15 protein-coding genes and 1 tRNA gene are annotated in these 12391 nt (G+C 35.9%); 3 read left to right on the top strand and 13 right to left on the bottom strand.

Annotated elements, in window-relative coordinates; translation table 11 throughout:
* Nucleotide 1 precedes the first annotated feature (1 nt).
* Together ACJ5H0_RS16175 and ACJ5H0_RS16170 are read left to right on the top strand one after the other, a co-directional pair.
* Nucleotides 2-133 carry a hypothetical protein gene (locus ACJ5H0_RS16175; protein ID WP_411250512.1) on the top strand — a complete coding sequence of 44 codons (132 nt, stop codon included), beginning with the start codon at nucleotides 2-4 and terminating at the stop codon, nucleotides 131-133.
* A 1-nt stretch (nucleotide 134) separates the two neighbouring features.
* Nucleotides 135-659, top strand: a complete 525-nt coding sequence (locus ACJ5H0_RS16170) for a hypothetical protein (RefSeq protein ID WP_172276716.1) — start codon at nucleotides 135-137, stop codon at nucleotides 657-659.
* Here the strand turns inward: ACJ5H0_RS16170 and ACJ5H0_RS16165 are convergent.
* The gene (locus ACJ5H0_RS16165; RefSeq protein WP_411250509.1) at nucleotides 656-1525 is read right to left on the bottom strand and encodes a L,D-transpeptidase; all 870 of its coding nucleotides are present in this window, start codon (nucleotides 1523-1525) and stop codon (nucleotides 656-658) included. The two genes, ACJ5H0_RS16170 and ACJ5H0_RS16165, sit on opposite strands and share 4 nt — an antisense overlap.
* 479 nt (nucleotides 1526-2004) lie before the next feature.
* On the opposite strand from ACJ5H0_RS16165, the gene ACJ5H0_RS16160 reads away from it, so the two are divergent.
* On the top strand, nucleotides 2005-2757 hold the full coding sequence (locus ACJ5H0_RS16160; protein ID WP_411250506.1) for a M12 family metallo-peptidase: 753 nt from the start codon (nucleotides 2005-2007) through the stop codon (nucleotides 2755-2757).
* 88 nt (nucleotides 2758-2845) lie between these two features.
* On the opposite strand, the gene ACJ5H0_RS16155 is transcribed toward ACJ5H0_RS16160, so the two are convergent.
* The 12 genes from ACJ5H0_RS16155 to ACJ5H0_RS16100 all read right to left on the bottom strand — a co-directional run bounded on the left by ACJ5H0_RS16155 (nucleotide 2846) and on the right by ACJ5H0_RS16100 (nucleotide 12385).
* Nucleotides 2846-2919: transfer RNA gene (locus ACJ5H0_RS16155), tRNA-Asp, on the bottom strand.
* Nucleotides 2920-3048: 129 nt separating this feature from the next.
* Nucleotides 3049-3366: a thioredoxin gene (gene trxA / locus ACJ5H0_RS16150; protein ID WP_034682284.1), complete on the bottom strand. Its 318-nt coding sequence runs from the start codon at nucleotides 3364-3366 to the stop codon at nucleotides 3049-3051.
* Between the two features lie 86 nt (nucleotides 3367-3452).
* Complete coding sequence (locus ACJ5H0_RS16145) at nucleotides 3453-4628, bottom strand: cysteine desulfurase family protein (RefSeq protein WP_411250503.1); 1176 nt, start codon at nucleotides 4626-4628, stop codon at nucleotides 3453-3455.
* Between the two features lies 1 nt (nucleotide 4629).
* A complete protein-coding gene (locus tag ACJ5H0_RS16140; protein WP_172276704.1) occupies nucleotides 4630-5094 on the bottom strand; it encodes a hypothetical protein in 465 nt (154 codons plus the stop codon).
* Nucleotides 5095-5117: 23 nt separating this feature from the next.
* Nucleotides 5118-5705 (bottom strand): HAD family hydrolase, encoded by a 588-nt coding sequence (locus ACJ5H0_RS16135; RefSeq protein WP_172276701.1) that lies wholly within the window; start codon nucleotides 5703-5705, stop codon nucleotides 5118-5120.
* 4 nt (nucleotides 5706-5709) lie between these two features.
* On the bottom strand, nucleotides 5710-6435 hold the full coding sequence (locus ACJ5H0_RS16130; RefSeq protein WP_411250500.1) for an SDR family NAD(P)-dependent oxidoreductase: 726 nt from the start codon (nucleotides 6433-6435) through the stop codon (nucleotides 5710-5712).
* On the bottom strand, nucleotides 6436-7755 hold the full coding sequence (locus ACJ5H0_RS16125; protein WP_172276695.1) for an FAD-binding oxidoreductase: 1320 nt from the start codon (nucleotides 7753-7755) through the stop codon (nucleotides 6436-6438).
* Nucleotides 7752-8639: a decaprenyl-phosphate phosphoribosyltransferase gene (locus tag ACJ5H0_RS16120; RefSeq protein WP_172276692.1), complete on the bottom strand. Its 888-nt coding sequence runs from the start codon at nucleotides 8637-8639 to the stop codon at nucleotides 7752-7754. The genes ACJ5H0_RS16125 and ACJ5H0_RS16120 overlap by 4 nt, the downstream gene beginning before the upstream one ends.
* A 108-nt stretch (nucleotides 8640-8747) precedes the next feature.
* Entirely contained in the window at nucleotides 8748-9437 is a 690-nt protein-coding gene (locus ACJ5H0_RS16115) for an OmpA family protein (RefSeq protein ID WP_172276689.1), read from the bottom strand.
* Between the two features lie 25 nt (nucleotides 9438-9462).
* Nucleotides 9463-9954 (bottom strand): hypothetical protein, encoded by a 492-nt coding sequence (locus ACJ5H0_RS16110; RefSeq protein WP_411250497.1) that lies wholly within the window; start codon nucleotides 9952-9954, stop codon nucleotides 9463-9465.
* Between the two features lie 123 nt (nucleotides 9955-10077).
* Nucleotides 10078-11760, bottom strand: a complete 1683-nt coding sequence (locus ACJ5H0_RS16105) for a S8 family serine peptidase (protein ID WP_411250495.1) — start codon at nucleotides 11758-11760, stop codon at nucleotides 10078-10080.
* A gap of 1 nt (nucleotide 11761) precedes the next feature.
* Nucleotides 11762-12385: a WbqC family protein gene (locus ACJ5H0_RS16100; protein WP_411250492.1), complete on the bottom strand. Its 624-nt coding sequence runs from the start codon at nucleotides 12383-12385 to the stop codon at nucleotides 11762-11764.
* Nucleotides 12386-12391: the final 6 nt, after the last annotated feature.

Genomic DNA, 12391 nt, shown 5'->3' with positions numbered 1-12391 from the left:
TATGACTTTGGAATACATTATGGAACTGATGAAATCTGAAGAAGGAAAAACCATTACCATGCTTATAAAAAGGAAAGACCAGGAACTTACACTGAGCTTTACTCTGGAAGACCCAATCCCCTATCAGGAATAATATGAAAACAGAAGAAACCACATTAGATAAGATACGCACACGACCGAGGTTTAAAATGTTTACCCATCTCAGTAAGGAAGAATATGCTGAAAACCTTAACAAATACCTCAAGGAACACAAAGGAGAATTTTCCGGCAATGTCAATAAGGAGGTAGCTACCATCTGTGTGGAAACACCTTATGATAATTACTGGAAACCCAGACTTTCTCTTCGCGTGGAGGCAGAAGATGATGATATTGTGATCCGTGGGGTATTCGGGCCAAGCTCGGCTGTGTGGACCTTCTTTATGTTTCTTTATTTCTCTTTTTCGATTTTATGGATGACCTTTTTCACCATGTACTATGTAGAAAAACAAATCAAAAGCAATGAATTTCCTTGGGCACTCAATGCCTCGTTTATCATGCTGCTTTGTATTGCCGCAACATATGCTGCGGCCAGATTCGGACAAAGTAAAGCTAAAGATGAAATGCAGAAGCTCAGAAAATTTGCAGAAGAATCTACTTTACAATTTGAAAAGAAGTCTTAAGGGGCAAGCACTTGTGGCTTCACTGCAGGTTCCTGAATCTCAACAGCCTTCGCTGCCTTGATAGAATCTGCCACTTTTTCCCTGTTCTCCTGCTCTTTTATTATTTTTTCAATATGGGGCTCTATGAGCTTATTCATTTCTTCTACAGAAATATTATTTGCATTAGGATCATCCAACAGATTTCTCCACGGTTTCCTGTGCCCCCATTTGTAATCGCCAAAAACCATTACTGCAGTTCCTTTTGCTTTAGTGGTGGCTCCTCCCGGATTCAGGATCCAGGTATCTGCATAAGAATATAACCATTGGGCATCATTTTTCAATAGCCGTAAGCAAGAATGCGATGCCGGATAGCCGGGTAGGTCATATTGATGCCATCCGATTCCTCCTGTGTTAAAAATATTGAAATTATAAGGTAATTTCCATTCACTACTAACCGTTGAAATGGAAAGCTTCTTTTTCCAGTTGGCAAAAGTTAATCCTCTTGTGGTCTGTGCGGTTTTTTTTCCCATACTGGTAGGTCCCCACTTTACAAGACTCCCGTTGGAATACACTCCATACGCCTGAATCGGATAAGAAAAAATAACAAATTTCTTTACATTACTCAATACATCCAATTGCATTGGAAAAGGTGAATAAGCCATCAGTGTGGTATCTATTTTGGCCGGAACTACCAATGTATCAGAATTCCATTTATTTTTAGAATCCAATCTGTTCAGTGCTAAAATAGCATACCGTTCTCTTTCATTATATTTTTTGCTGAATGCAGCATATACAGAATCTCTAAGCTTTTTATCTTTTGGAAGTACAAAAGCATTATAAAAGCCGGTTTCCTGCATTGCCGGAGGTACAGATTCCTTTTTAACCACTGAATCTTTTTTTTATTGAATCAGTTTTTTCCGTTGGACTTTCTGTGGTAGTTGTATCGGTTCCTAAAGTATCATTTATTTTTTCAATTTCCTTTTTACATGATACTAAAAATAAAACCAGTATAAGACTGTATAAAAAAGATTTTTTCACAATTACGTTCATAAATTTAAAAGGTCGATTAGTTTTGCTACTCAGTACAAATATCAGACCTAAAACGGAATAATCATAATGATGGTTAAAAATATCGTAAAAATACGGTTAAGAACGATTAAAGTATCAGTATAAAAGCAGACTGACACTATCATTATCTATGAAAAATCAATTTGTTTTCATTAATAAAAACAAACCCGCCGGGTTTGAGAAATGAATTCAACATAAAAACAGATATAAAACAAATACATTACTGTGATATTGCTACCACAAAACTTATTTTTACTAATATTGCAATATTAAATATTTAACAAAAGACACAAAACCTATGATTAAAAAACTAATTATTCCGTTTCTAGCCTTGCTATGTACAATATCCTGTAGCAGAGATAATGAATTCAGCAATGGATCATCAGATTACAACCACACGCGTCCTGTTGGCGCGTCAGCCAACGACCTATTAAGCAATAACCGGTATAATTCATTATTGATCGAAATTCAGTATATGCCGGGATATGCCCCGAATTCGCAAGCTGTTGATCATTTGAAAAACTTCCTATCCACTTTTCTCCGCAAAGATGGTGGTATAACCGTTATTCAAAGAGAAATTCCGGGAACGTCCTCCTCCACTTTATCTGCGGATGATATAAGGCAAATTGAGAATACAAACCGAACTGTATTTACCAACGGATCAACTCTTGCAATAAACATTCTATATACCAACGGGAAATATAGCGGCAATTCTAATACGTTAGGAATTGCATACCGCAATACTTCAATTGCTTTATTCGGAAAAACAATTCAGGAGAATTCCGGAGGATTTGGGCAGACCAGCAGAACAAAACTTGAAGCTACAGTGCTTGAGCATGAACTGGGACATTTGATGGGATTAGTAAATCTAGGATCACCGATGCAGACAGATCACAAAGATTCTTCAAATGGAAACCATTGTAATAATCAAAATTGTCTGATGTACTACGCTTCTGAAACCACAGATATTTTAGGCTTTATTATAAATGGAAATGTTCCTCAATTGGATAATAATTGTAAAGCTGACCTTAAGGCAAATGGTGGAAAGTAATCTTCACCTCAAACTTAATGATTCATTGAATATAGAATCTTTAAAAAACAAAAAATGCTGTAAATAATATTTACAGCATTTTATATTGCGATCCGGACGGGACTCGAACCCGCGACCTCCGCCGTGACAGGGCGGCATTCTAACCAACTGAACTACCGGATCAAATTTTGTTAAAGAACTTGTTTCTTTTTTGTGATTGCAAAATTACACCTTTTTTAATTACCTGCAAATTATTTGTTAAAAAAATGCCTCCCAAAAGTGGAAGGCATTCATTATCAAAGTTATTTTTTTTTATAAGTGTGCGCTTAATTTTTCTGCGATCACTTCTTTTGGTGTTACTCCAACTAATTTATCAACAACTTCACCATTCTTAAAAATAAGAACTGTAGGAATATTTCTGATGCCGTACTGCATAGAGATTTCCTGGTTGTTGTCTACATCTACTTTTCCTACTACAGCTTTTCCTTCAAAATCTGTTGCTACTTCTTCAATGATTGGTCCCAGTGTTCTACAAGGTCCACACCATACCGCCCAAAAGTCTACCAATACTGGTTTATCAGATTTCAAAACCGTTTCCTGAAATGAGCTATCCGTAATTTCTAAAGCCATTTTTTTTTATTTTATTTAAATTAATATTCTATTGTTTTTTTAATCCTTAATTGGATTATCAAAATTACTACTTTTCAGCAATAAGGTTATCTATGCTGAACATTTGTTTTTTCTATAACCAAATAATCTGAAATTTCTTTCAGGGCATTTACGAAAACATCAATATCCGCTTTTGTGGTCATATGGCTAAATGAAATACGTAAAGGTGTACAATTATCCATTTCATCTTCTGATAGAACCATCATCATAACCATTGAAGGTTTTGATGCTCCTGACGAGCAAGCACTACCCTGAGAAATGGCGATCCCTTTCATATCCAACTGCAAACCTATTAACGGATTTTTATATGGTAAAAGGGCACTTAAAACAGTGTATAAACTATTTTCAGTTTCGGCACTTCTTCCATTGAACTTAATCCCTGCTATTTCAGCAGATAATCTTTCAATGGTATAATTTTTTATTTCCTGAATATGATGGGTGTATGCTTCCATATGATTAAGAGAAAGCTCTAAAGCTTTTCCAAGCCCCACAATACCCGCAACATTCTCAGTACCTGCTCTAAGACTTCTTTCCTGAGGTCCTCCTGTGATAATCCCCTTAAGACCTGTCGCTTTTCTGATAAAGGCAAAACCTACTCCTTTTGGTCCATGGAATTTATGTGCACTGCATGAAGCAAAATCTACCGGAATGTCAGAGAAATCAAGATCGATATGCGCCATGGTCTGAACAGTATCAGAATGCAGAAGTGCATTATTTGCTTTGCATATTTCAGCCATCTTTTTAAGGTTGGTGATATTTCCGATCTCATTATTGGCATGCATTAAGCTTACAAGGGTCTTTTTATCTGATGCATTTAAAAGTTCTTCCAACTTATTAAGATCGATATCTCCTTTTTCATTCGGACGGATATAAACAACCTCTACCCCCTTTCTTGCCTTCATATCAATTATACTTTCTGAAACACATTTGTGTTCCAGTGGAGAGCTGATGATTCTTTGTACTCCAAGGTGTTCCACACTGGATTTAATGATCATATTGTTGGACTCTGTCCCACATGATGTAAAAATAATCTCAGCGGGTGTTACATGAAGATAATCAGCCACCTGCCTTCTCACATTTTCGATCAGGATTTTAGCTTCCTGCCCAAAGCTATGTGTAGAAGAAGGATTTCCAAAGTTTACCTTCATGGTACCTACCATTGCATCAATAACTTCTTCTGAAAGGGGTGTTGTTGCTGCGTTATCTAAATATACTTTATTCATTTTATTTTGAATATTTTAATACGACGGAATTGAATTGATAATTGGAAGGAACTGTAAAAACCACCCAAGGATTGGATATCACCTGGATCTCCATTCCTCCGGACTCACGCTGTGGAACTTCTACATACAAAATATTATCCTTCACAGAAAGACTTTTTATCTCACTGATCTTATGGTCTCCTGACCTAAAAGTTCCAAGGTTGTATAAAACAGCTTTTTGATTTTTTGGAAAGGCAGGGTATTTAATTGCTGCATCCTGTCCTAGTTCAGCAAGGCTGGAATTACCTTTTATAATTTTCTGAAGCTCTTCTTCACTTTTAAGAATTTTGAAGCCAGCGGTTTCAGTGCCACCCTGAGATTCAGAAACAAGGATTTCACCTCCTTTTTGTGTATCATTAGATACTGAAGACGGTGCACTTGTACAGCTCATGAAAAAAGCAAGGAACCAAATAAACAGTTTATTCATTGTTACATTTTTACCTCCCAAAATTAGTGAAAAAATTGGTAATGTCCTTCATTTGCCCATTTCAGCATTTGCTTATCTCCTGAAGTATCGCCAAAAGCGATTATTTTATCGTATTTTGAATTGTTGATCTGCTCCTGGATTCTTATGAGTTTTTCTTTTCCGTTACAGTTTTTCCCTATAAAATTCCCTGTAAAAATCCCGTTTTTAAACTCTGCACGCGTGGAAACCAGCTGCATTTTCAATTCCTCTGCAAATGGTTTCACCCAGATATCCAGAGAAGCCGTAACTAATAGACTCTGAGTATTATTACGATCTATATTTTTAATAAAGTCGAGGGCATTTTCACGTACAATCTTAGGATAGTGCTGCTCAAAAAACTGTCTCGATTTTCGTTCTATTTTTTCTTGTGATTGTCCTTTCAGTATTGAACCGATGAAGCTTTTTTTGACCTTTTCCGTTTCAGCCAGTTTTAATTTCAATAAAATAAACAGAGGAACATGTCTTAAAAATTGTATATGGTATTTCGTAGAATCATAAAATTTCAGATACATAAACATTGTATCCTTATAGGTAATCGTTCCATCAAAATCAAAACAATACAATTTTTTCATTTTATCAGAGCTTTAATTTTTTAAATATAAATTCAGGAATATTCCTGATAATCATCATAATAATTCCCCAGACAGGCAATACATAAGCTACATTTTTTTGTTTTTTATACGCATTGTAAATGGAAGCTGCAGCCTGTTTTGGCTTTGCCGTTAATCTTGGATTTAACGGAAGTCCTTCTGTCATTTTAGTTTCCATAAACCCAGGTTTAATCGTAAGCACATGAACTTTCTTATCAAACAGATAGTTCCTCAGCCCACTTAAATAGGCTGTAAATGCTGCTTTTGCACTTCCATAAATGAAGTTACTCTGCCTTCCTCGATCTCCTGCCACAGAGGACAATCCTATGATTGTTCCTGATCTTCTGCTTTCAAATTTCTGTGCAAAATAATTCATCACAGGAACCAGTTTTGAATAATTGATATTAATTATTCTTTCCGTATTTTTATTATCATACAAACCTTCTTCTGTTCCATCACCTAAATATCCCGTTGCACAAAATAATACATTTGAATTGACATGATCAAATCGGGTGTAATCTATTTCTTTCATTAAATCCAACTCAATCACCTCAGCCTGTTGCAGAAATTTAACATCAATATGTCTTGCAAACCTTTCCGTGGTTTCCTTATTTGAGGTCAGAAGATAGATTTTCTCATATTTTTCACCTTCCTGCAGAGCTTTTTCAACAAAGGCTTGTGCTACTTCAGAGGTACTTCCCAGAACTATCATTTATGAATTATTATTTATGATTCTTTTGTGCTGTAACGACACAAATTTAGGATTTTGAATATTTTTAAGGTAATTCGTCAAAGAAGATTTACTCATGCTGTCTTTGGTCAAATAAATTCTACCTCCGAATTCCTGAACAATATCATCAAGCTGTTTTACCAACTTTTTAAGTTTCGAATTTACTTTAAAATCAAGTGCCAAAGTGTACCCTTCTATAGGAAATGAGTTGTAAGCTTCCTCGTTATTCTTTCCAAAGAGTTTTAAAACAGCCAGAAAGGATCCGTTTCCGCTATTGGCAATGGTTTCCAGGATCTTCTTCATGCCCTCCTTTCCGGAGTCTTTAGGAATTACCATCTGGTATTGGATAAAACCTGATTTACCATAAATTTTATTCCAATCAGTAACAAAATCCAGAGGGTAAAAGTATGTTTCGTAATCTATAAAGCTTTTAACTTCTTTTTTAGACTGCTTTTTATAATACAGCAGATTAAATATTTTTACTGTTAAAGCATTCAGGACAAAGCCCGGAAAATAAAAAGGGACAGTTGGTTGAAACTTTTTCTTAAGCCGTAGAGGGCTTTTTGCCATATTCTGAGGAAGTTCATGCTGAAAAGCATGTTCTCCCCTCATCAAAATGCTCCTTCCTATATTTTTACCCTTTTGTAAGCAATCGATCCAGGCAACAGTATATGTCCAGTTTTCACTTTCTTCAAAAAGCCTGAATATTTCATCAAGGTTTTCAGCTTTAATACTTTCCTGGCGAATATAAGCTGATTCTATATTTTTAAGCTTAAACTTTGCCGTCAGAATGATGCCCGTAAGTCCCATTCCGCCGATAGTTGCCCAGAATTTATCTGAATTGGTCTCTCTCGAACATGTTATGATCTCCCCATTTTCATTCATGAGTTTAAATTCAATGACATATTCTGAAAAACAACCTTCTGAATGATGGTTTTTACCATGTACATCTGATGCGATGGCGCCTCCAACAGTAACAAACTTGGTTCCCGGAGTTACATAAAGAAAGTATCCTTGCGGAACAGCTATTTCCAAAACATCTGAAAGCAGCACTCCGGATTCGCATTCTATAATACCGTTCAACCGGTCAAAGCTGATAAATTTATTGAGTTTTTTTGTCGAAAATATATGTTCCCCTAATGAAGCATCTCCATAACATCTTCCATTCCCTCTCGCGATCACTTCATTATGGTTCAATACAAATTCCCTTATATTTCTGAAGCTGTCTTCAGACTTCATTTCTTTTTCCACTACAGGAAAATTGCCCCAATTGGTAACTTTTTGTATGAAATTCGGCTTCATTTTTTAAAATAAATTTGAATTAAAAATGTTGCAACCCACAATAGTAAGGTAACCTGTATATACCTGTCCCTGTACACTATTTTTGTAGGGGATTCCGTTCTGTTATACACTAGAGTCTGCTGCAGGTATCTGAGAAAGGCAAATACTACAAAAATAACGGTATAAAAAACCCTTTCATGAAATTTTGCCTGTACCTCCGGTGACAGTGTAAACATTAAATAACACATAATGGCCAATGTAACAGAAATAGACAGTGCTATATCGGCAAACTGTACGTTATAACCGTCCAGAGCACGTCTCGTCTTACCCGAAACCTGCGCATTGATTAATTCACCTCTTCTTTTTCCTATTGCCAATACCAATGCCAGAACAAATGTAAGCAGTATAGCCCATTGTGAAATACTGATTCCGGTAATATAACCTCCTGCAAGAACCCTTAATACAAAACCTGTGGCTATGATAAAAATATCAATAATAGGAACATGCTTCAACCTGAATGTGTAAGCAAGATTCATCACAAAGTAAAATGCAATAATGGTTGCAAATTTCCAGAGAAGTTGCTCGAAATAGAACTGAGCAAAAAGAACAAGGAAAATATCTGTAATTGCGAGTCCTATTAAAATTCCTATAGCTTTTGATTTAGAGATAGCACCACTCGCCAGCGGTCTTCTTCTTTTTTCAGGATGCCTGCGATCTGCCTCTATATCATTGTAATCATTCAGAATATAAACCATGCTGGCAGCAAGGGAAAAGATAACAAAAGCAAAAATACTCTTGGTAAGCAGATCAAGGTTTTTGATATTGCCGGAAAAAAATAATGGCACAAAAACAAATAAATTTTTTACCCATTGTTCTACACGCAGCAGTTTAAGATATTTCTTCATTTATGTTATTTCAATTGCAAAAATAGTAATTTCAAGATGAGTAGCATAAAAGTACAAAAAAAAACCGCCGTGGCGGTCTTTTAAGAAAATATTTATATATTAAATTAATTATTTGCCTTGTTTGGCTTCATTAATCATTTTTTCATTTGCTGTAATGGCAAACTCTACCCTTCTGTTTTTTGCTCTTCCTTCTTCTGTATCATTGCTAGCTACAGGCATATTTTTACCTTCTCCTTTCGTAAACATTCTGCCTGAAGCGATTCCTTTACCTGCTAAATATGCTTTAACCGCATCCGCTCTTCTCTGAGAAAGGGCCATATTATAAGCATCTTTACCAACGCTATCTGTGTGTCCGTAGATATTGATGTTCGTGTCTGGGTTATTGGCCAATACCTGAGCTAATTTATCAAGGTTGGTCTGAGCTACAGAGGTAAGGTTAGATGAATCGAATGCAAAGTTTACTATACTTTCATTCATCGTCACTTTAATACCATCTCCTACTCTTTCTACTTCAGCACCAGGTAAAGTTTCTTTAATTTCTTTAGCCTGCTTATCCATTTTGTTACCGATAACATTACCTGCAACACCACCAATAATACCTCCCAATACTGCTCCTAATGCTCCGTTTCCTCCTTTACCTACGTTATTACCTAAGATACCTCCAAGTACAGCTCCCGATGCAACACCTACTGCTGTACCTCTTTGCTGGTGGTTAGAATTCTGAACTGCTTCACAACTTGTCAATAATAAAGTTGATGATAGGAAAATACCTGCGATATATGTTTTATTAAATTTCATCTTTTTAATTTTTTCTTGTTATAAATTATTTCATTCCAGTTCTTTGGAAATTGTATACCACTCTCACTGTACTTCCATCAAATGGAACGTTTTGTTCAAGTGAAAACTGATCTGTAGATTGGTTGATCAGGTTTAAAGAATATCCTACTGTATTTTGCTTAGCTTTTGTTCCTGTAGCAATCTTTTTGAACATAAAGGTATTCCCATTCTTTACTTCAAACTTAATTGGCTGTGTAAGGCTAGGGCATGAACCGCCTCCGCTTAGAGTATACGCTCCGGTATAGTTATTGGGAATCAATCTCCAATGACTTCCTACGAAACATTGAGCATCTGCTCCTTCATCAAATGGTTTAATTTTAAATCCTTTATCATAATCGATACTAACAATCTCCCAATCTCCTTTAATCTTTAAAAAATCAGATTTTTGGTTTTGTGATGTTTGTGCATTTTTCACTGAGGAACAAGACACTGCAAAAAGTGATGTTCCCAACATTCCTGCAAGTAGTAACTTTTTCATTTTGTCGTTTATTTTTTGTTACATTAAAGTTACAAAAAACCGTGCCAAAATTGAAAAATAAAAACAAAAAAGTCCGAAAAATTCGGACTTTTTATCACATACACTGTAATACAGTGAAATATATTATTTTTTAACGGCCTTTTTTACGGATTTCGTAGCCTTTTTCACAGCTGATGTCTTACCGTTATAGAAGTTCGTATAAGCATATTCAGCAGCCTTCTTTAGATCGATAACACCTCCGGCTTGAGAAAGGTCGGCAAATCCATTTTCCGTACTTGGATTACTTGACTTTACAAGAGCTTCAATGATCTGGTCAGGTCTTAAATTAGGCATATACGCTAATAAAACAGCAGCAGCACCGGCAACAACAGGTGATGCCATTGAAGTTCCCTGAAGATATTCATATTCACTTGTTGGAACCGTAGAATAAATCTCTTCACCCGGAGCAAAAACATTTACCATTTTCTTGTTAAAGTTAGAGAAGCTCGCTCTCAACTCATTGTTTCTATTAGTACTTGCTCCTACAACAATCACGTTATTTACGAAAGGTTTTTCGTCTGTAATATTTTTAAAGTTGGTAGGATATGCAAGGTGCTCAGCAACATCTTCATTTTCATTTCCGGCTGCCTTTACAAGGAGAACTCCTTTATCTTCGGCATATTTGAATGCATCCCAAACAACATTCTTACCGGGAGACACTGGTTTTCCAAAGCTCATATTTAATACTTTAGCTCCATTATCTACAGCATATCTGATGGCGTTAGCAACATCCTTATCTCTCTCATCTCCATTAGGAACAGTTCTCACGGACATAATTTTTGCTACTCTTGAAGCTACCCCGTACTGAACTTCTTTCCCCTGAGGTAATCCAGCAATAATACCGGCAACGTGAGTCCCGTGTTCTGCATCAGGCCCCTGATAATGATTATTACCGTAATTTTTTTGAGAATAATCATCATAGTTATCTCCAACAATTTCGGCTCTTGTATCATAGCTTAGATCATATTGTTTTGCTGCAGGAGCAAAATGATCGATAGCGCCTTTCATTTCTTTCTTCATTGAAGTTTCGAAATCTGCAGAAGATTTTCCTGCAAATTCAGGACTATGGGCAACCTGAGTCAGAATATTAAGTGCGATTGCATCTTTTTGTTCTGTTGGAGCCTTTATAGCAGCAATATTTTCAGAAGTCACTGATTTCCCTCCTAACAATTTAATCATGTTCGGAATCAGATCATTGATCATTGTGTATTGCTGGAGACTTTGCTTAGCTTCAACACTTTTCTTTGTGAAAAGTTCTTTAGCCTTCATATACATGGCAAACTCTTCAGGCATTTTAGATTGATTGGCTTTATTCTTAGTAGAATCATCTCCTTCGAATACAGGCTTATATTTAGCTACGACCCTTGTCACCTCCATATTATCAACGTCTACATCACCATTCTTTCCTCCGATAAAATTCCATCCGTGAACATCATCGATATAGCCATTACCGTCATCATCTTTTCCGTTACCCGGAACTTCATTCGGGTTTGACCAGATATTTTTGATCAGTCCCGGATGATCCACCTGCACTCCACTGTCCAGAACACCTACAACAACAGTCTTAGGCTTCAGACCTTTAGATTCTAAATATTTATATGCATTTTCTGTATTGACACCATATACTTTGGTTGTTCCAAAATCTTTATGGTACCAGGTCATTAAATCTTTATTTTCTTTCGGGTCAACGCTCTTCGCCTGTGCTTCCTGTGCAAAAGCAGAATTAAAGCCTGCTAAAAAGACAGCAGCTAATAATACCTTTTTCATGCTAGTATGATTGTTTAATATTTTTAATATAAGTCAAAGATTCAGGCCCTTTGTTACAAATAAGGTCCAAAATTGACAGATCACTTAAAAATCCCATTTTATCAGAAAATGTCTGATAGTAATCATCCATTTTATATTCGGAAGCAAATTTTGCAGAAAATTTTTCTCTGAAATTTACTTCTTCAGGATTTTTGATATACTCTTCATTCAAAGAGTATGCCTTTTCCGTTTTTAGGATTTGTTGTATGATCTCTAAACCTTTAAGATTGAAATCCAAAAGATAGTTTTCTTTTAATTCAAATAATCTGATCAGTTTATCTTCATAAAATTCGAAATAAGGAGAACTTTGATAAGCTGTCTTAATTGATTTCCAGTGGAGCTTCCTCCAATCTTCCCTGTTGGAGACCTCTATTTCTTTGAATTGTCTTTTACCCGTATGACTGATCGGGATGATCAAAGAAAGTTTTCCGTTTGCCCCATAAATATTCGCCCGGTTTCGGTATGTCTGTTTGGGAAAATTTTCGAATTGTTCAAAAGTAACCTCATTTTCAGGATCTAAAAACACTGAAAACCAGGAAATCGGTGGTAAATAAAACACCGGTAATAATACATTCTTCATATTCATAATACA

It is taken from the genome of Chryseobacterium proteolyticum (genome assembly GCF_046591535.1).
Classification (GTDB): Bacteria; Bacteroidota; Bacteroidia; order Flavobacteriales; family Weeksellaceae; genus Chryseobacterium; species Chryseobacterium proteolyticum.
Note: the sequence above shows the minus strand (reverse complement) of the source record. Positions and strands in the feature narration are given on the sequence as shown.

Excerpts from the sequence above, each read along its gene's own strand:
- ACJ5H0_RS16115 (WP_172276689.1), bottom strand. The coding sequence starts at position 9,437 with ATGAAATTTAATAAAACATATATCGCAGGTATTTTCCTATCATCAACT.
- ACJ5H0_RS16105 (WP_411250495.1), bottom strand. The coding sequence starts at position 11,760 with ATGAAAAAGGTATTATTAGCTGCTGTCTTTTTAGCAGGCTTTAATTCT.
- trxA (WP_034682284.1), bottom strand. The coding sequence starts at position 3,366 with ATGGCTTTAGAAATTACGGATAGCTCATTTCAGGAAACGGTTTTGAAA.
- ACJ5H0_RS16145 (WP_411250503.1), bottom strand. The coding sequence starts at position 4,628 with ATGAATAAAGTATATTTAGATAACGCAGCAACAACACCCCTTTCAGAA.
- ACJ5H0_RS16110 (WP_411250497.1), bottom strand. The coding sequence starts at position 9,954 with ATGAAAAAGTTACTACTTGCAGGAATGTTGGGAACATCACTTTTTGCA.
- ACJ5H0_RS16130 (WP_411250500.1), bottom strand. The coding sequence starts at position 6,435 with ATGATAGTTCTGGGAAGTACCTCTGAAGTAGCACAAGCCTTTGTTGAA.
- ACJ5H0_RS16140 (WP_172276704.1), bottom strand. The coding sequence starts at position 5,094 with ATGAATAAACTGTTTATTTGGTTCCTTGCTTTTTTCATGAGCTGTACA.
- ACJ5H0_RS16170 (WP_172276716.1), top strand. The coding sequence starts at position 135 with ATGAAAACAGAAGAAACCACATTAGATAAGATACGCACACGACCGAGG.
- ACJ5H0_RS16100 (WP_411250492.1), bottom strand. The coding sequence starts at position 12,385 with ATGAATATGAAGAATGTATTATTACCGGTGTTTTATTTACCACCGATT.
- ACJ5H0_RS16135 (WP_172276701.1), bottom strand. The coding sequence starts at position 5,705 with ATGAAAAAATTGTATTGTTTTGATTTTGATGGAACGATTACCTATAAG.
- ACJ5H0_RS16160 (WP_411250506.1), top strand. The coding sequence starts at position 2,005 with ATGATTAAAAAACTAATTATTCCGTTTCTAGCCTTGCTATGTACAATA.
- ACJ5H0_RS16120 (WP_172276692.1), bottom strand. The coding sequence starts at position 8,639 with ATGAAGAAATATCTTAAACTGCTGCGTGTAGAACAATGGGTAAAAAAT.
- ACJ5H0_RS16175 (WP_411250512.1), top strand. The coding sequence starts at position 2 with ATGACTTTGGAATACATTATGGAACTGATGAAATCTGAAGAAGGAAAA.
- ACJ5H0_RS16125 (WP_172276695.1), bottom strand. The coding sequence starts at position 7,755 with ATGAAGCCGAATTTCATACAAAAAGTTACCAATTGGGGCAATTTTCCT.